At 63.0% G+C, this 16,717-nt stretch carries 15 protein-coding genes; 8 read left to right on the top strand and 7 right to left on the bottom strand.

Features of this window, described 5'->3' with window-relative positions; genetic code table 11:
• Window positions 1-33: 33 nt before the first annotated feature.
• A complete protein-coding gene (locus ACZ0AZ_RS12245; RefSeq protein ID WP_039764076.1) occupies window positions 34-768 on the bottom strand; it encodes an ArsR/SmtB family transcription factor in 735 nt (244 codons plus the stop codon).
• 316 nt (window positions 769-1,084) lie between these two features.
• Window positions 1,085-2,014, bottom strand: a complete 930-nt coding sequence (locus ACZ0AZ_RS12240; RefSeq protein WP_039764074.1) for a LysR family transcriptional regulator — start codon at window positions 2,012-2,014, stop codon at window positions 1,085-1,087.
• A gap of 136 nt (window positions 2,015-2,150) precedes the next feature.
• On the opposite strand from ACZ0AZ_RS12240, the gene ACZ0AZ_RS12235 reads away from it, so the two are divergent.
• Both ACZ0AZ_RS12235 and ACZ0AZ_RS12230 read left to right on the top strand, forming a co-directional pair.
• A complete protein-coding gene (locus ACZ0AZ_RS12235; protein ID WP_039764073.1) occupies window positions 2,151-3,164 on the top strand; it encodes a zinc-binding alcohol dehydrogenase family protein in 1,014 nt (337 codons plus the stop codon).
• 151 nt (window positions 3,165-3,315) lie between these two features.
• On the top strand, window positions 3,316-3,489 hold the full coding sequence (locus ACZ0AZ_RS12230) for a hypothetical protein (RefSeq protein WP_016771823.1): 174 nt from the start codon (window positions 3,316-3,318) through the stop codon (window positions 3,487-3,489).
• Window positions 3,490-3,506: 17 nt separating this feature from the next.
• On the opposite strand, the gene ACZ0AZ_RS12225 is transcribed toward ACZ0AZ_RS12230, so the two are convergent.
• Together ACZ0AZ_RS12225 and ACZ0AZ_RS12220 are read right to left on the bottom strand one after the other, a co-directional pair.
• A complete protein-coding gene (locus ACZ0AZ_RS12225; protein WP_039764071.1) occupies window positions 3,507-4,703 on the bottom strand; it encodes a multidrug effflux MFS transporter in 1,197 nt (398 codons plus the stop codon).
• An 87-nt stretch (window positions 4,704-4,790) separates the two neighbouring features.
• Entirely contained in the window at window positions 4,791-4,988 is a 198-nt protein-coding gene (locus ACZ0AZ_RS12220) for a cation transporter (protein WP_039764069.1), read from the bottom strand.
• Between the two features lie 148 nt (window positions 4,989-5,136).
• Here ACZ0AZ_RS12220 and ACZ0AZ_RS12215 point away from each other — a divergent pair, with 148 nt between their 5' ends.
• The 3 genes from ACZ0AZ_RS12215 (at window position 5,137) to cueR (ending at window position 8,414) form a co-directional block, all read left to right on the top strand.
• Entirely contained in the window at window positions 5,137-5,520 is a 384-nt protein-coding gene (locus tag ACZ0AZ_RS12215) for a hypothetical protein (protein WP_039764068.1), read from the top strand.
• Between the two features lie 90 nt (window positions 5,521-5,610).
• The gene (cueA, locus tag ACZ0AZ_RS12210) at window positions 5,611-8,004 is read left to right on the top strand and encodes a copper resistance metal-translocating P1-type ATPase CueA (RefSeq protein WP_463537454.1); all 2,394 of its coding nucleotides are present in this window, start codon (window positions 5,611-5,613) and stop codon (window positions 8,002-8,004) included.
• Entirely contained in the window at window positions 8,001-8,414 is a 414-nt protein-coding gene (gene cueR, locus ACZ0AZ_RS12205) for a Cu(I)-responsive transcriptional regulator (protein WP_016771827.1), read from the top strand. The genes cueA and cueR overlap by 4 nt, the downstream gene beginning before the upstream one ends.
• Here cueR and ACZ0AZ_RS12200 read toward each other — a convergent pair.
• The 3 genes from ACZ0AZ_RS12200 to ACZ0AZ_RS12190 form a co-directional block, all read right to left on the bottom strand.
• On the bottom strand, window positions 8,368-9,576 hold the full coding sequence (locus ACZ0AZ_RS12200; RefSeq protein ID WP_463570863.1) for an MFS transporter: 1,209 nt from the start codon (window positions 9,574-9,576) through the stop codon (window positions 8,368-8,370). The two genes, cueR and ACZ0AZ_RS12200, sit on opposite strands and share 47 nt — an antisense overlap.
• Before the next feature lie 224 nt (window positions 9,577-9,800).
• A complete protein-coding gene (locus tag ACZ0AZ_RS12195; protein WP_039764064.1) occupies window positions 9,801-10,697 on the bottom strand; it encodes a PA4780 family RIO1-like protein kinase in 897 nt (298 codons plus the stop codon).
• A gap of 332 nt (window positions 10,698-11,029) precedes the next feature.
• Window positions 11,030-12,307 (bottom strand): acetyl-CoA C-acetyltransferase, encoded by a 1,278-nt coding sequence (locus ACZ0AZ_RS12190; protein WP_463537453.1) that lies wholly within the window; start codon window positions 12,305-12,307, stop codon window positions 11,030-11,032.
• A 257-nt stretch (window positions 12,308-12,564) separates the two neighbouring features.
• Between ACZ0AZ_RS12190 and ACZ0AZ_RS12185 the strand changes: the two genes are divergently transcribed.
• The 3 genes from ACZ0AZ_RS12185 (at window position 12,565) to ACZ0AZ_RS12175 (ending at window position 16,661) form a co-directional block, all read left to right on the top strand.
• Complete coding sequence (locus ACZ0AZ_RS12185; RefSeq protein ID WP_463537452.1) at window positions 12,565-13,917, top strand: 3-oxoacyl-ACP reductase; 1,353 nt, start codon at window positions 12,565-12,567, stop codon at window positions 13,915-13,917.
• Between the two features lie 2 nt (window positions 13,918-13,919).
• Window positions 13,920-14,774 (top strand): MaoC family dehydratase, encoded by an 855-nt coding sequence (locus ACZ0AZ_RS12180; protein ID WP_463537451.1) that lies wholly within the window; start codon window positions 13,920-13,922, stop codon window positions 14,772-14,774.
• Between the two features lie 303 nt (window positions 14,775-15,077).
• Entirely contained in the window at window positions 15,078-16,661 is a 1,584-nt protein-coding gene (locus tag ACZ0AZ_RS12175; protein WP_463537450.1) for a collagen-like triple helix repeat-containing protein, read from the top strand.
• Window positions 16,662-16,717: the final 56 nt, after the last annotated feature.

Genomic DNA, 16,717 nt, shown 5'->3' with positions numbered 1-16,717 from the left:
ACGTTGATTGTCAGCTCACCGCAGGCTGACGCTCTAGAACGCTGTTTCCAGCTCGGTCTCGGCGGCGAAGCGATGGATTTCCCGCTGACCGGTGGCGGTCAACTGCAAGGCGCGGGAATCGTTGGGCAAATTCAGCCAGCCGGACTGCATGAACAACTGCAACAGCGCCGCGCCCAGTGAGCCGCCCATGTGCGGACGGCGCTCGCTCCAGTCCGGGCAGGCGCAAGCGACCTGCACGTTGCGGTGCGCCAGGGCCTGGATGAACACGCCGCGCTGGGCCAGTCGGGTGGAGCCCTTGTGAGTGACCACCACACGCTGCTCGATTTGTTCGATCCAGCCGGCATCGAGCAGGCGCTGATACAGATCAGCTGCCAGGGTGCCGCCCAGATGATCGTCGCAAAACCGCGCGCGCAACAGCGAAGACGGCGCCGCCTGTGGCCTGACCATCGGCGTGGTGCGTTTCAGCGCAGCGGGAATTTGCCGTGGCGCGCTGGCAATGGTGGCGCTGGCCAGTGCCTCGATCGCCGCACCCACCTCCGGGGCTGCCAAGCGGAAGAAGCGTTTGCGCCCACGCATTTCGATGTTCAACAGTCCACCTGCGGACAGTCGCCCCAGATGCGCACTGGCCGACGACGGCGAGAGCCCGGCCAGTAACGCCAGCTCTTCGGCTTGCCGCGCCGAGCCATCCATCAACGCCCACATCATCGCGCTGCGCTTGGGGTCGGCCAGCAATGTCGCGATCTGGCTGATGCACGGTGCATTTTCCATTTGTTCACTCCCTGTCGAATCGTATCGTCTACCGCTCGGAGACATCTTGGCCGCTAATGGGTGATCGGCCAACACGCGAAAACCGCCCTGGATCGGGGCAAGGCCTGCCACCGACACCAGCTGCTCCGGCACACAACCTTGCAGCAGAAGTTGCAACCGCCACCAAAAGCCGGCAACGCGTTACGGGATCTGCGCGCCAGGTGTCAGTGCAAGCATGAGGCGGGCGCTAGTATAAGCGGGTTAAGCCAGACGTCCTGCGCCCGGGCCTGCGTAGGTGGCGATTGTTCCTGAGAGAAATTTCTCTATTTGCCTGCGACTAGTGATCAACTTTGAGAAAAGCGGGAAATTGACTACCCAATTCGGCGCAACGGCTGGCGAGCATCTCCCTCAGCAGGTTCACCGGCTTACTCAATTGTGCGCGATGGGCGCACAAGAGATTCAGCGGTGCGCGCTCACACAGCAGTTCCGGCATCAGCACTTTGAGGCGCCCGGCGAGCACATCGGTACCCACGTCGAGCCATGACTTGTAAGCGATCCCGGCACCGGCCAGCGCCCATAGCCGCACCACGTCGGCGTCATCGCTGAAACGATCGCCGCTGACGGTCAGGCCGACTTCGCGCTTGCCATCGTGAAAACTCCAGTGATCGTGAACGCGGCTGCCAAGCATGTATAAAAGACAGTTGTGCTGGGCCAGTTGCTCGAGCTGGCGCGGCTCGCCATGCCGGGCCAGATAATCTGGAGAGGCGCACAAAACGCGGCGATTGTGCGGGGCAATGGGCAAGGCGATCAGGCTGGAATCTTCCGGCTCGCCATAGCGCAGGGCGATGTCCACCGGTTGCCGGAAGAGGTCGGCGATGCGATCGCCGAGCAACAGCCGCACGGTCAGTTTCGGATGTTCACGCTGGAACGCATCAAGCCACGGCAGCAGCAGATTGCGCCCGAAATCCGAAGGCGCCGACAGCTGCAGAATCCCGCTGACCTGGTCCTGACCGCTGGCGAGCAGACGACGCCCTTCGTCGAGATTGCTCAGGGCGGCGCGGGCATACTCAAGGAAGCCTTCGCCCTCGGCGGTCAGGCGCAGGCTGCGGGTCGAACGCGCCAGCAGCCGCGCACCGAGCTGCTGCTCGATGCGCTTGAGTGCCGCGCTGGCCACGGCGGCGGACATGTCCATCACCCGTGCGGCCGCCGACAGGCTGCCCAGATCGGCAGCGCGGACGAACAACTGCAGGTCATCAAAACGCAGCATGCGCAGCCTCGATTATCAAAAAAATATTGAAAGAGACTGCTCTTTTAGCCGGTTTTATCGCGCAGAGAAATAGCCAATGATGACCTCCATCGAATTCATCCTGATTTCTTCTTCTATCAACCGCACGGAGCCATCCATGAAAGCCATCGCCTATTACGCCTCTCTGCCGATCAGCGACGCCAAGTCTCTGCAGGACATCGAACTGCCGGAGCCGGTCGCCGGCCCGCGCGACCTGTTGGTGGAAGTCAAAGCCATCTCGGTCAATCCGGTCGATACCAAAGTGCGGCAGAACGCGGCACCGGAAAACGGCGCGGCAAAAGTGCTGGGCTGGGATGTTGCCGGTGTGGTCAAGGCGGTCGGCAGCGACGTCACCCTGTTCAAGGCGGGCGACAAAGTGTTCTACGCCGGTTCGATCGCCCGGGCCGGTGGCAACAGCGAGTTGCACGTGGTTGATGAGCGCATTGTCGGCCACATGCCCAAGTCCCTCGGTTTTGCCGAAGCCGCCGCACTGCCGCTGACCGCGATCACCGCTTGGGAATTGCTCTTCGAGCGCCTGCAGATCAGCGAAGGCAGCACCGATCAGGGTCAGAGCCTGCTGATCGTCGGCGCGGCGGGCGGAGTGGGTTCGATCCTCACTCAATTGGCCAATCAATTGACCGGCCTGAAAGTCATCGGCACCGCGTCCCGTGCGCAAACCCGTGACTGGGTCAGCGACCTGGGTGCCGATCTGGTCATCGATCACAGCCAGCCGCTGAGCGAAGAATTGAAACGCGCAGGCATCACCAGCGTGACCCACGTCGCCAGCCTGACCCAGACCGATCAGCATCTTGCGCAACTGGTCGAAGCCCTCGCGCCGCAAGGCAAACTGGCGCTGATCGACGATCCGAAGTCCCTCGACATCAGCCTGCTCAAGCGCAAGAGCCTGTCGCTGCACTGGGAGTTCATGTACACCCGCTCGCTGTTCGAAACGCCGGACATGATCGAACAGCACAAGCTGCTCAACCGCGTCGCCGAGCTGATCGACGCCGGCACCTTGAAGACCACCCTGGGCGAGCACTTCGGCGTGATCAATGCCGCCAATCTGCGCCGCGCCCATGAACTGCTGGAAAGCGGCAAGGCCAAGGGGAAAATTGTTTTAGAAGGTTTCTAAAAAATAAAGCCTCGCAATCGCTGGTGATGCCAGAGCGGTTGCGGGGCTTTTTGCCGTCAGTCGGTTGCCTGACCCTTGTCACAATTACGAGGGTATCGAGGTCTACAATCGAAGCCTCTGCGATACATCTTTTACGCAAGGGAGGTCAGCAATGAAGATCCTGATAAAAGAAGTGGCAAAGTCCCAATGGCAGGTGCGCCTGGACCAGCATGTCGTGACCTTTCGCAGTGAAGCCGAGGCCCTGGCTTTCACTCGCACCCTCGAAGCGCGACTCTGCGCGCCCCACCGGATCCCCGAACCCAGCCAGCAGCGCGCCGCTGGCTGAGCTCCAAAGTCGAGCGCTCAGACCTGGGCCAGCGCCAGCGCCCGGGCATTCTGCAAGCGCCGGGTGAGCAGCGCGACGCTCACCACCAGCAGACCGCACAGGCTGATGACCATGGCCATCGGCACGGCGCTGCCATCGTGCAACACCCCCACCAAGGCGGCGGCACCGGCGGCGATGCTGAATTGCAGACAACCGAGCATCGCCGACGCACTGCCGGCGCGTGCGCCCTGACCGTTCATCGCGCAAGCCGAGGCGTTAGGAATGATGCAGCCGAGGCTGGCGATGCAAATGAACAGCGGAATCAACAACGGCCACAGCGCATCCGGACGCATTGAGCTGACCGCCAGCAATGTCAGTCCGGCGAGGAAATACACCCACACCGCGCGCACCAGCAAAAACGCCGGGCCGCGCTTGGCGAGCAGGCGAGCATTGACCTGCGCCACCAGAATGAAGCCCGCCGCGTTGGTGCCGAACAGCCAGCCGAAATGCTCGGCCGGTACGCCGTAGAGCTTGATGAACACAAACGGTGAACCGGCGATGTAGGCAAACATCCCGGCGATGGCGATGCCGCCGGTCAGGGCATGGCCGAGATAGACCGAGTCCTTTACCAGTCGCGCGTACTGGCGCAATGCACCGGACAACGGCTGGCGCGGGACGTGGGCCGGCATGCTTTCCGGCAGCCCCAATGCCACCGCCAGACCTGCCGCCGCACTGAACCCGGTGAGCACCAGAAAGATCGACTGCCAACCCGTGGTGTTGACCAGCAGACCGCCGAGCATCGGCGCCAGAATCGGCGCCAGGCCCATCACCAGCATCAGTTGCGAAAACACCTTCGCCGAGCCGACCGCGTCGCACTTGTCGGCAACCACCGCACGGGAAATCACCATCCCCGCGCAACCGCCCAATGCCTGGACGAAACGCGCGCCGATCAGCCATTCCAGGCTCGGCGCGTAGGCGCAGGCCAAGGACGCCAGGGTGAACAGGGCAACGCCGCTGAGCAGCGGCAGCCGTCGACCGAAACGATCGGAAATCGGCCCGTACGCCAGTTGGCCCAGCGACAAACCGAGGAAGTACGCCGCCAGCGTCAGCTGGACATGCTGCTCATCGGTGCCGAACGCCGACGCCATGGCCGGGAAGGCAGGTAAATAGAAGTCGATCGCCAAAGGACCGAAGGCGCTCAAGGCGCCGAGTATCAAAATCGTGCGGAAGTTCATCAGGCATCCAGGTGGGCAAGTCGCAGCCCGACAGTCTAGCCGCGCCCGGACGCCTTGAACATTCCGATAGCTCGCTAACGATCAATTTCAGACGAGTTTCACCTCATAACCCTCTTCGCGAATCGCTTCGATCACCTGGTCGGCACTAAGCACACTTTCGACGCCGACTTCCTTGGCCGCCAGATCGACTCGCACACTGGCCGCCGGATCCAGCGCCTGCACCGCAGTGGTAATGGCTTTGACGCAATGACCGCAGGACATGCCTTGAACGTTGAACACTTGCATGGGAAGACTCCTTTGAGTGAGGTTGCCGGCAGTCTCGAGCTTGCCACGATGGCAAGGTCAAGTTCTGCGCAAAACTGCCGGGCTGGCAATCGGCGTCGCGCTCGGCCAAGCTGCGTGTATCAATGACTGGAATTCAGGAGATTCAGCCATGCGCTGGTCAGCTTTGAGCCTGCTTGGCTTGCTCAGCCTCTTCGCCGCCGTCCCGCAGGTGCAAGCCGCCGGTGAGGACTACGCGGTACTGATCATTTCCCGCGAGCGCCTCGAAGTGGCGACCTCGTGCGAGATCGGCGTGTACATCCAGGACCAGCTCTCGGCGCGCCTGTTCCAGGAGCAGAGCACTTCGTTCAACCTGCCACCGGGCAAGGTTTCGCTGCGCTTGAAACTGCTGCCGGGACAGGCGCCGGGTTGCAATCCCGGCATGCTCGCACCGGGTTCGCAGGAAGTCGTGCTGCACGCCGGGGATGTGCTGAAGTTCCGCCTGGCGATGAATGCCGAAGGCGTGTACCTGAAGCCGGCCGGCCTGGGTTATTGAGCGACCGCCTCGCTCCCACAAGAATGGTGCTTGACCTTGCCCGCATGGCAAGGTTGATCCTGTAGACATCCACTACAGGGAGCGCGACCGATGTCCGAATCCACTACTTTCGATCTGCCGATTGTCGGCATGACCTGCGCCAGTTGCGCCGGGCGTGTCGAACGGGCCTTGCGCAAGGTCAGCGGCACCAGTGCCGTCAGCGTCAACCTCGCCACCGAACAGGCCCGGGTGCACGCGCCCGGCGACAGCCTGCCGGCGCTGATGCAAGCCGTGGAGCACGCCGGTTACAGCGTGCCCCGGCAAACCGTCGAATTGAGCATCGACGGCATGACCTGCGCCTCCTGCGTCGGTCGCGTCGAGCGCGCCCTGAACAAAGTCCCCGGCGTGAACAGCGTCAGTGTCAATGTGGCCAACGAACGTGCGCACATCGAATTGCTCGGCCAGGTCGATACGCAAACCCTGCTCGACGCGGTGAGCAAGGCCGGTTACGCGGCCAGCGTCTGGCAAGCCGAACGGCCACAATCCGATGACCAGCAACAACGCCTGCAGCGCGAGCGTTGGGCATTGATCTGTGCGATCGCCCTCACCCTGCCGCTGGTGTTGCCGATGTTGCTGCAACCGTTCGGCATTCACTGGATGCTCCCGGCCTGGGCGCAATTCGCCCTCGCCACCCCCGTGCAATTCATCTTCGGCGCACGCTTTTATGTCGCGGCATGGAAAGCCGTGCGCGCCGGCGCCGGCAACATGGACCTGCTCGTCGCCCTCGGCACCAGCGCCGGTTATGGCCTGAGCGTTTATGAATGGGCCAGCGCTGCCGGACGCATGCCGCATCTGTATTTCGAGGCCTCGGCGGTGGTCATCGCTTTGGTATTGCTCGGCAAATATCTCGAAAGCCGCGCCAAACGCCAGACCGCCAGCGCCATTCGCGCTCTCGAAGCGTTGCGGCCGGAGCGGGCGATTCAAGTCATCGACGGGCGTGAGCAGGATGTTGCGATCAGCGCCCTGCGCCTCGACGATCTGGTGCTGGTGAAACCCGGCGAACGCTTCCCGGTGGATGGCGAAGTCGTCGAAGGCCAGAGCCACGCCGACGAAGCGCTGATCAGCGGCGAAAGCCTGCCAGTGCCGAAACAACCGGGCGACAAGGTCACCGGCGGCGCGATCAACGGCGAAGGTCGTTTGCTGGTGCGCACCCAGGCGCTCGGCGCGGAAACCGTGCTGGCGCGGATCATTCGTCTGGTCGAAGACGCGCAAGCGGCGAAAGCGCCGATTCAGAAACTGGTGGACAAGGTCAGCCAGATCTTCGTGCCGACCGTGTTGCTGATCGCCCTGGCCACGCTGATCGGCTGGTGGCTGTATGGCGCGCCGCTGGAAACTGCGGTGATCAATGCCGTCGCCGTGCTGGTGATCGCCTGCCCGTGCGCCCTCGGCCTCGCCACCCCGACGGCAATCATGGCCGGCACCGGCGTCGCCGCGCGTCATGGGATTCTGATCAAGGACGCCGAAGCGCTGGAGCGCGCCCACGAAGTCAGCAGTGTGGTGTTCGACAAGACCGGCACGCTGACCTCGGGTACGCCGCGCATCGCGCACTTCAGCGCGGTCGATGGCGACGAAAATAATCTGCTGACACTGGCCGGTGCCTTGCAGCGCGGCAGCGAGCATCCTTTGGCCAAAGCCGTGCTGGATGCAGCCGCCGAACGCGGCTTGAACGTGCCCGATGTCAGCGACAGCCAGGCGCTGACCGGACGCGGTATCGCCGGCACGCTGGATGGCCGGCGCCTGGCGCTGGGCAATCGGCGGATGCTCGACGAAAGCGCTTTGAATGCCGGTGAATTGAGCGCATCCGCCGAAGCTTGGGAACGCGAAGGTCGCACTCTGTCGTGGCTGATTGAACAAAGTCCTCAGCCGCACGTGCTGGGTCTGTTCGCCTTCGGTGACACGTTGAAACCCGGCGCTCTGCAAGCGGTGCAACAACTCGCCGCGCGGGATATCCACAGCCACCTGCTGACCGGCGACAATCGCGGCAGCGCACGGGCGGTGGCCGAGGCTCTGGGCATCCGCAATGTTCACGCCGAAGTGCTGCCCGCCGACAAAGCCGCGACCGTCGCCGAGCTGAAGAAAACCGGGGTGGTCGCCATGGTCGGCGACGGCATCAACGACGCCCCGGCCCTCGCCGCCGCCGACATCGGCATCGCCATGGGCGGCGGCACCGACGTCGCCATGCACGCCGCCGGCATCACCTTGATGCGCGGCGATCCGCGCCTGGTGCCGGCGGCGCTGGAGATCAGCCGCAAGACCTACGCAAAGATTCGCCAGAACCTGTTCTGGGCCTTTGTCTACAACCTGATCGGCATTCCCCTGGCGGTGTTCGGCTTCCTCAATCCGGTGCTGGCCGGTGCGGCGATGGCGCTGTCGAGCGTCAGCGTGGTGAGCAATGCGCTACTGTTGAAAACCTGGAAACCCAAGGACCTGGAGGAACATCGATGAACATCGGCCAAGCGGCCCGACAGAGTGGCCTGAGTGCAAAAATGATCCGTTATTACGAATCGATCGGTTTGCTCAAAGCGGCTAATCGCACCGACAGCGGCTACCGCGTGTACGGCAGCGATGACCTGCACACACTGGCGTTCATCAAGCGCTCGCGGGATCTGGGCTTCTCCCTGGAGGAAGTCGGCAAGCTGCTGACCCTCTGGCAGGATCGCCAGCGCGCCAGCGCCGATGTGAAAGCACTGGCGCGCCAGCACATCGACGAGCTGAACCAGAAGATCCGCGAGCTCGGCGAGTTGCGCGACACCCTGCAGGATCTGGTCGAGCATTGCAGCGGCGACCATCGCCCGGACTGCCCGATCCTCAAGGAACTGGCGTCGGGCTGCTGCGCGCAACCCGCCCGCGCCTGATCCGCAACAGCGTCACCACGCCCAAGGTGCCGAGCGGGATGCCGTGGAACAGCATGACCACGGCCCCCGGCGTCCACCACGCATAGAACGGCGCGGCGACCAGCATGCCGATGCCGAAACCGCTCATCTGCAGCAAGGTCAGCACGCTGAAAATCGGCAGGCGCAACGCCGCAGGTTCCCGTTGCAGCCGAGACATCAGGCTGACTTCGGACACGCCATCGCCGAGCCCCGCCGGCAATGCAAACAGCAGCAGGCCCAGGAGGCTGTGCTGCTGGAACATCAGAATGAAACCGCAAGACATCAGCGCCACGCCGCAGAAAAATCTTTTTTCGAGGTGGCTGTTCTCCGAGCCTTTGAGGTGACTGGCGATGCGCGCGCCGAGCAGTTTGCCGCTGGCCCATACCGCAAGCGCCAGGCCCAAGGTCGTACTCGCCGCCTCGGGCGTGAGCAGTTTCGAAATGATCGGGAAGCCCACGTTGTGCGCGGCGCTGCCCAAGGTGTCGGCCATGGTCACCGCGAGCATGGCCGCGACCACTGGCACCGAACGCAGGCCTTGCCGCAGCGCAAACCATTCACCGCGTTCCGGCTGTTCGCTGATGTCCGCTTTTTTGAAACGCAGCGGCACGATCAGCAGCGCCGCGAGCAAATAGGTCAGCGCGTTGAGGGCGAAGACCGTTTCGAAACCAAAAGCAGCCACCAGCAACCCCGACACCAGACTGCCGCCGACCATAGCGGCTGAAGAAGCTGAAGTGATCCAGGCATTGGCCTTGAGCAACTGCGCCGGCTCGATCAAGTGCGGCAACTGGCTGTTGAGACCAATGGCGAACATCGAATTGCCCAGGCCAAGGCCGAAGGCAATGAACGGCAACAGCCATGTCTGCTGATTCGCCGGTGTGACCAACAGTAGCCCCAGCAGCGCGGCGCGCAACAGATCGAAAGCAATCAGCGGCGCGCGGCCCTGCCAGCGCCGGTAGAAGCGCGTGCCGATCATGCTGGCGAAAATCCCGCCACCGACGCGGCTGGCAAGGAAGATGCCGACGCTCATGGCGCTGTTGCTCAGCAGGTAGACGTAGGTGGCGAGCGCGACCATATTGAGGAAGGCGCCGAAATCCGAGATCAGCCGGGCGGTTACGATCAGGTGGGTGTTGCGTGGGGTGGTCACATTCAGTCCTTGAGTGTGCAAAGGCAGGCCAGATTCCCATACAACTTTCAGCAACACCAATATCTCTTGTGGGAGCGAGCCTGCTCGCGAAAGGCATGTGAACCACCGTTATCGGTGACTGACATACCGCCTTCGCGAGCAGGCTCGCTCCCACAGGTGTTTCGCTGGTTCTGGAATGCGCAGGCACAAAAAACCCGGCCGAAGCCGGGTTTCTCATCACGCGATCATTGCATCCACGGCGGTGGAGGCGGTTCTTCGGGTTTGCCTTTCGGCGCGTCGTCCGCCGCGCGAATGGCTTGCTTGCGTTCCTCGTCGAGGCGCGCCGCTTCGATTTCGCGCAACACCCCGCCGACATCGGCCAGGTCTTCCGGATCGTCGAACTCGCCGGTCAGCACACTGTTCGGGTGCAAGGTGCCGGCTTCGTATAACGCCCACATCTCCTTGGCGTACTTGGTCTTCTTCAATTCCGGCGCGAAACGGCCGAAGTACGAAGCCATGTTGCCAACGTCACGCTCAAGCATGCTGAACGCGTGGTTGTTGCCCGCAGCGTCGACTGCCTGGGGCAAGTCGATGATGACCGGGCCGGTCGGGGTCAGCAGCACGTTGAACTCGGAGAGGTCACCGTGCACCAGACCGGTACACAACATCAGCACGATCTGCGAAATCAGGAACGCGTGATACTCGCGCGCCTGATCCGCCTCCAGCACCACATCGTTCAGACGCGGCGCGGCGTCGCCGAATTCGTCGGCCACCAGTTCCATCAACAGCACGCCGTCGAGGAAGTCATAGGGTTTGGGCACTCGCACACCGGCGCCGGCCAGACGGAACAGCGCCGCCACTTCGGCGTTCTGCCAGGCGTCTTCGGTCTCTTTGCGACCGAACTTGGACCCTTTCGCCATGGCCCGCGCCTGCCGGCTGTTACGTACCTTGCGGCCTTCCTGATACTCGGCCGCCTGGCGGAAACTGCGTTTATTCGCCTCCTTGTAGACCTTGGCGCAACGTAACTGATTGCCGCAGCGCACTACATAAACAGCTGCCTCTTTGCCACTCATGAGTGGGCGCAGCACTTCGTCGACCAGACCGTCCTCGATCAGGGGTTCAATGCGTTTTGGAGTCTTCATCAGCTTTTATTGTGGGTCCTTTATTACCAAACACGCGAATGTCACTCGTTATACGGCAATCCTCGCCCGACGGGGAGGGGTTGCCGACCTGTGAACCTTGAGGATGCACACACTGTGCCGGATCAATCGCAGCGACCCGGGCGAATCATAGCCGAGACCGTGGCATTGATTGGTATCGGCCGGCAAGGGCATTTGCGACAGAATCTGACATGCACATGCACCGAACCCCCTGTGGGAGCGAGCCTGCTCGCGAATGCGGTCTGTCAGCAGAAAATGATGGCGACTGACACGCCCCCTTCGCGAGCAGGCTCGCTCCCACATTGGAATACTGCTTAGCGTTCAATGATCGCGGTGACACCCTGCCCGCCCGCTGCACAGATCGAGATCAACCCTCGGCCCTTGCCCGCCGCATCCAGCAGTTTTGCCAGATTCGCGACAATCCGCCCACCGGTCGCGGCAAACGGATGCCCCGCCGCCAGTGAACTCCCTTTGACGTTGAGCCGAGTGCGATCAATCGAACCCAGCGGCGCGTCGAGCCCCAAGCGGGTTTCGCAATATTCGGGATCTTCCCAGGCCTTGAGCGTGCACAAGACCTGCGCGGCGAAGGCTTCGTGAATTTCGTAGTAATCAAAATCCTGCAAGGTCAGGCCGTTGCGCGCCAGCAAGCGTGGCACGGCGTACACCGGCGCCATCAGCAGGCCCTCGGCACCGTTGACGAAATCCACCGCCGCCGCCTCGCCGTCGCGCAGATAAGCGAGGATCGGCAAGCCGCGCTCTTTGGCCCATTCCTCACTTCCCAGCAACACCACCGAAGCGCCATCGGTGAGCGGCGTAGAATTGCCCGCCGTCAGCGTGCCCTTGGCGCTTTTCTCGAACGCCGGTTTCAGCGTGGCGAGTTTTTCCAGGGTCAGATCGGGGCGCAGATTGTTGTCGCGGGTCAGGCCGAGGAACGGCGTCATCAGATCGTTGTGCCAGCCTTCGCTGTAGGAAGCGGCGAGTTTGTGGTGGCTTTCGAGGGCCAGTTGATCCTGTTCTTCGCGGGGGATATTCCAGGTCTGCGCCATCAGCTCACAGTGCTCGCCCATGGACAGGCCAGTGCGTGGCTCGCCGTTGCGCGGGAATTCGGGAATCAGATGCCGGGGCCGCAACTGCAAAAGGGTTTTCAGTTTGTCGCCGGTGCTCTTGGCGCGGTTGGCCTGCAGAAGAATCCTGCGCAGGCCTTCGCTGACGCTGATCGGCGCATCGGAAGTGGTGTCGACGCCGCCAGCGATGCCGCAGTCGATCTGGCCAAGGGCGATCTTGTTGGCCACCAGCAGCGCCGCTTCCAGACCGGTGCCGCAGGCTTGCTGGATGTCATAGGCCGGTGTCATCGGAGACAAGCGCGAGCCAAACACGCATTCGCGGGTCAGGTTCATATCCCGTGACAATTTAAGCACCGCGCCCGCCACCACTTCGCCGATGCGCTGGCCGTGCAGATTGTAGCGTTCGATCAGGCCTTCCAGCGCGGCGGTGAGCATCGCCTGATTGCTTGCGGTGGCGTACGGCCCGTTGGAGCGGGCGAAAGGGATGCGGTTACCGCCGATGATCGCGACGCGGCGCAGCTGGGTCATGAAAAGCTCCTGTTCCAAATGGTCGAAATTTACCCAATCCCTGTGGGAGCGAGCCTGCTCGCGAAGAGGCCGGCACATTCAGCCTCTTCAGCGCCTGATACAGCGCCTTCGCGAGCAGGCTCGCTCCCACATGAACCGCATTTATCTGCAAGACCTGCTAAACCTGAGTGTTCAAGCGTAGGCCTTATTGCGCCGATCGAACGATTGATTGCCGTGGACAGTCCACACTTTGAACCCCAACTTCTGGAGAGCGTTCCATGTCTGACCGCTATATCGACTTCGCCAACTCATCCTTCGGCCATCGTCTGGTCGGGGCCTTGGGCCTGCCGTCGCCGGTGCGGCTGGAACGCTGGCAGGCGGGGCGTCTGCGGCCGATCGAGGGCGCCCTGTTGATCGGTGGCGGGCCGCTGGCCGAACGGATCAGCGGGTTTGCCAACCGCTTGACCGATGCGATCTACAGCTACGGCACCGAGCCCTCGCTGGCCACCGCGTGGATCCCCGGCCACGGGCCGAAAATCAAAGCGGTGGTGTTCGACGCCAGCGCTCTGCAACACACCGACCAGCTCAAGCAACTGCGCGAATTCTTCCAGCCATTGATGAAAAATCTCGACCATAGCGCGCATCTGGTGATTCTCGGCCGCGCGCCGGAAAGCCTGGGCGACCCGTTCGCTTCAAGCGCGCAGCGAGCACTTGAAGGCTTCTCGCGCTCATTGGCCAAGGAACTGCGCGGCGGTGGCACCTTGCAGTTGATCTACGTCGGCAAAGGTGCCGAAGATCAACTGGAAGGCCCGCTGCGATTTTTCCTTTCGCCGAAAAGCGCTTTCGTGTCAGGTCAGGTTATTCGCCTGACCGCGTGCGCCACGCCAGTGACTGACTGGACGCGCCCACTGGCCGGACGTAAAGCGCTGGTCACCGGTGCCGCGCGCGGCATCGGCGCATCGATTGCCGAAACCCTCGCCCGTGATGGCGCCGAGGTGATCCTCCTCGACGTACCGCCGGCCAAGACCGACCTCGAGGCCCTCGCCGCGCGCCTCGGCGGCCGGGCTATCACCCTCGATATCTGCGCCGATGACGCCGCCGCGCAATTGATCGAACAGCTGCCCGACGGCCTCGACATCCTCGTGCACAACGCCGGCATCACCCGTGACAAAACCCTGGCCAACATGACCCCGGAATTCTGGGACGCGGTGCTGGCCGTCAACCTCAATGCGCCGCAAGTGCTGACCAAGGCGCTGCTCGACAGCGGCACCCTGCGCGACAACGCACGGTTGGTCCTGCTCGCCTCGATCAGCGGCATCGCCGGCAATCGCGGGCAAACCAACTACGCGGCGAGCAAGGCTGGCCTGATCGGTCTGGCCCAGGCATGGGCGCCAACGCTGCTGGAGCGCGGCATCAGCATCAACGCCGTCGCACCGGGTTTCATCGAGACGCAAATGACTGCGCACATACCGTTCGGCCTGCGCGAGGCCGGGCGCCGCATGAGTTCGCTGGGCCAGGGCGGCTTGCCGCAAGACGTCGCCGAAGCCGTGGCGTGGCTGGCGCAACCGGGCACGGGCGCGTTCACCGGGCAGGCGTTGCGGGTCTGTGGGCAAAGCGTTCTGGGGGCTTGAGCATGAGCATCGAATGGCACACGCTGGATCGCGAACCGAGTCTGCCCGCACTGTACTCGCGGGCAGCGACGCGACGCAAAATCACCGGTACGCAACTGCCAGACAGCGGCCTGCGCTGCTGGGTCGATATCGACGGCAAACGGCTGGCGGCCTATCGCAAAGTCTGCGGTTTCGTCGATGACGGCCTGCTGCCGCCGACCTATCCACACATCCTTGCCTTCGCCTTGCAGATGCAATTGCTCACGGCCAGGGATTTTCCGTTCCCGCTGCTGGGGCTGATTCACCTGAGCAACCGCATCCGCGTGTTGCGGCCGATGGGCGCGGTCAGTCGCGCGCAAGTCAGCGTGCGCGTGTGCAATCTGCAGCCACATGCCAAAGGCGCGACCTTCGATCTGTTGACCACCCTCGACGATCAGCTCGGGCCGCTGTGGGAAGCCGAAAGCCAGATGCTCTGTCGCGGGGTGAAACTCGAGGGCGAGGCCGTGGCTCAAGACTGGCAGCCGTCGCAGGATTTGCTCGAAGTAACGCGCTGGACGGCGCCGGCGGATATCGGTCGCCAGTATGCAAAAGTCTCCGGCGACTACAACCCGATTCACCTCAGTGCGGCGAGCGCCAAACTGTTCGGTTTCCCCACCGCGATCGCACATGGACTGTGGAACAAGGCACGCACACTGGCGGCACTCTCCGATCACCTGCCCAAGGCCAACCTGGAAATCGCCGTGCACTTTCGCAAACCGGTGCGCCTGCCCAGTGAAGTGACATTGCTGGCCAGTGCCGCGGGTTCCAGCGGTGAGTTGCGCCTGGTCGGCGCCGGCGACCTGGAACATATGGTCGGTCAGTGGCAACCGATCGCCTGATCTGGCGGGGCGGAAAAACCCGTTAATTGTGTATATATCACTTAAGTTTTTCCGCGCCCTGCCCGCCGCTTTGCAAAAAACCGAGCCTTGAATATCAAGGCTTTTTTTTGCCCGTTTATTACCTGGGTATTAGTCCTTCGGCATTGCGCCGGGCCCTCTATAAAAAGGGGTTAATACCAACTTGAGAATGGTGAAAAACCTGCCATCGACTGAGATTACAGCCACGGACGAGGCATCGCCGACGACAGATCGGCGGGCCATCGAAGGCAACGTAACGTTGTGACAGGTGCAGGAATCTCAATCATGAAAACTCAAGTGATGTGGTCCAAATCGGCAATCGCGCTGGCACTGATTCTTTCGGTCGGCCTCGTCGGCTGCAGCAGCGGCGGTGGCGGTCATCGCAGCAGTTCGGGCAGCTCGACGGCGGACGGCACGGCGGGCACCGATGGCAGCGGTGGCGCGGGCGGCGGAACCGGCGGCGATACTGCCGGCACCGGCGGTACAGGTGGCACCGGCGGCGATACCGCAGGCACTGGCGGTACCGGCGGCGGCACCGATCCGACCAACCCAACCAACCCAACCAATCCGACAGACCCGACCGATCCCACCAACCCGACCAATCCCGCTGCACCTTCGCTGGTGACCACAACACTTGTTCAGGATGTCGGCAAAACCGTCAGCGGTGTCGGCGATGGCGTCGGCCAGATCGGCGATTCGCTGAGCACGGTTCCAGTCGCTGGCGGTATCGTGCAAAGCCTGGCCAACACCACCGGCAACGTCGTCAGTACCTTGGGCGATGGTGTCAGCAATGGCATCGGCAAACTGGCCACTGACCCCAATGGCCTGACCACCACCGTCGCCTCGGTTGGCGGCGTGGTTTCCGATGTTGGCGACGGCGTGTCGGACCTCAGCGTCAAACTGAACACTGCGACCCGTAGCGTTCCCGTGGTTGGTGGCGTCGTGACCAAAGTAGTGCCGCTGGTCGATGGCATCGGTGAAAAAGTCACCATGCTTGGCGACACCCTCAACACCTCACTGACCAGTGGCCCGACCAGCCAGTTGACCAACAAGCTCGGCAGCGGTCTGGTGCCGGTGATCGCCATGGTCGAAAGCACCACCGACAAACTCGGTGATGCCACCGGCCTGGGTGATCCGCTCAAAGGGACGATTGCGAAAGTCGGCGCAACGGTAAACAGCCTCGGCGGCGAAGTTACCGACGCAGGCAGCGGCAATGCCCTGACCAACACCCTCGGCGGCGCGCTGAGCAATACCGGCACGGCAGCCGGCAAAGCGGGCGGTCTGGTATCCAATGGTACTGGCTCGGGTACTGGCGGCATCGGCGGCATCGGTGGTGGCCTCGGCGGTACCGGCCTGCTGCAAACCGTCGGGGGTGCGGTGGTCAACGTCGGCAGCGGTCTGAATGCCGGCAGCACCAGCGGTGTAGTCAGTGCCGGCGGCGTCACTGCTGGCGGGCTGGGCAACACGATTGCGTCGATCAACACCGTACTCGGTGGCTCGGGCACTCCGATCACTGCAACCACCTCGCCGCTGGCCAGCGTCGGCGCCGCCGTCGGTGCGGGTCTCAATCCGGTCACCAGCGCAGTCACCACTGTGACTCAACAGGTCGGCGCCGCTACCGGTCTCGGCACGCCGGTCGCGGGTATCACAAGTCAGGTGGGCGCCGCAGTCGGCAACCTCGGCGGGGCGATTGCCGCCACCAACAATCCGGTCACCACTGCCGTCGGCGGTCTGGTCACCAACGTTGGCGGCACCGTGGCAGCGGTCGGTGGTCTGGTCAACAGCGGCACTGCCACTGGCGGCACAACTGGCGGTCTGGGCGGGGTACTCGGCGGCCTGACCGGCGCGCTGGGCGGCAACAAACGCTGAATTGCACCTGGCCGATTCGACGGCCTTACCTACAGCGCCTACGCTTGGTTGAGGGC

The organism is Pseudomonas sp. AC239 (assembly GCF_979258545.1).
The sequence above is the reverse complement of the archived record's forward strand: the minus strand, read 5'-3'. Positions and strand labels throughout refer to the sequence as shown.

What these genes read in the sequence shown, in the direction of transcription:
- ACZ0AZ_RS12180 (WP_463537451.1), top strand. Translation starts at nt 13,920, where the DNA reads ATGAGCATCGAATGGCACACGCTGGATCGCGAACCGAGTCTGCCCGCA.
- cueR (WP_016771827.1), top strand. Translation starts at nt 8,001, where the DNA reads ATGAACATCGGCCAAGCGGCCCGACAGAGTGGCCTGAGTGCAAAAATG.
- ACZ0AZ_RS12245 (WP_039764076.1), bottom strand. Translation starts at nt 768, where the DNA reads ATGGAAAATGCACCGTGCATCAGCCAGATCGCGACATTGCTGGCCGAC.
- ACZ0AZ_RS12215 (WP_039764068.1), top strand. Translation starts at nt 5,137, where the DNA reads ATGCGCTGGTCAGCTTTGAGCCTGCTTGGCTTGCTCAGCCTCTTCGCC.
- ACZ0AZ_RS12240 (WP_039764074.1), bottom strand. Translation starts at nt 2,014, where the DNA reads ATGCTGCGTTTTGATGACCTGCAGTTGTTCGTCCGCGCTGCCGATCTG.
- ACZ0AZ_RS12220 (WP_039764069.1), bottom strand. Translation starts at nt 4,988, where the DNA reads ATGCAAGTGTTCAACGTTCAAGGCATGTCCTGCGGTCATTGCGTCAAA.
- ACZ0AZ_RS12230 (WP_016771823.1), top strand. Translation starts at nt 3,316, where the DNA reads ATGAAGATCCTGATAAAAGAAGTGGCAAAGTCCCAATGGCAGGTGCGC.
- ACZ0AZ_RS12175 (WP_463537450.1), top strand. Translation starts at nt 15,078, where the DNA reads ATGAAAACTCAAGTGATGTGGTCCAAATCGGCAATCGCGCTGGCACTG.
- ACZ0AZ_RS12225 (WP_039764071.1), bottom strand. Translation starts at nt 4,703, where the DNA reads ATGAACTTCCGCACGATTTTGATACTCGGCGCCTTGAGCGCCTTCGGT.
- cueA (WP_463537454.1), top strand. Translation starts at nt 5,611, where the DNA reads ATGTCCGAATCCACTACTTTCGATCTGCCGATTGTCGGCATGACCTGC.
- ACZ0AZ_RS12195 (WP_039764064.1), bottom strand. Translation starts at nt 10,697, where the DNA reads ATGAAGACTCCAAAACGCATTGAACCCCTGATCGAGGACGGTCTGGTC.
- ACZ0AZ_RS12190 (WP_463537453.1), bottom strand. Translation starts at nt 12,307, where the DNA reads ATGACCCAGCTGCGCCGCGTCGCGATCATCGGCGGTAACCGCATCCCT.
- ACZ0AZ_RS12185 (WP_463537452.1), top strand. Translation starts at nt 12,565, where the DNA reads ATGTCTGACCGCTATATCGACTTCGCCAACTCATCCTTCGGCCATCGT.
- ACZ0AZ_RS12235 (WP_039764073.1), top strand. Translation starts at nt 2,151, where the DNA reads ATGAAAGCCATCGCCTATTACGCCTCTCTGCCGATCAGCGACGCCAAG.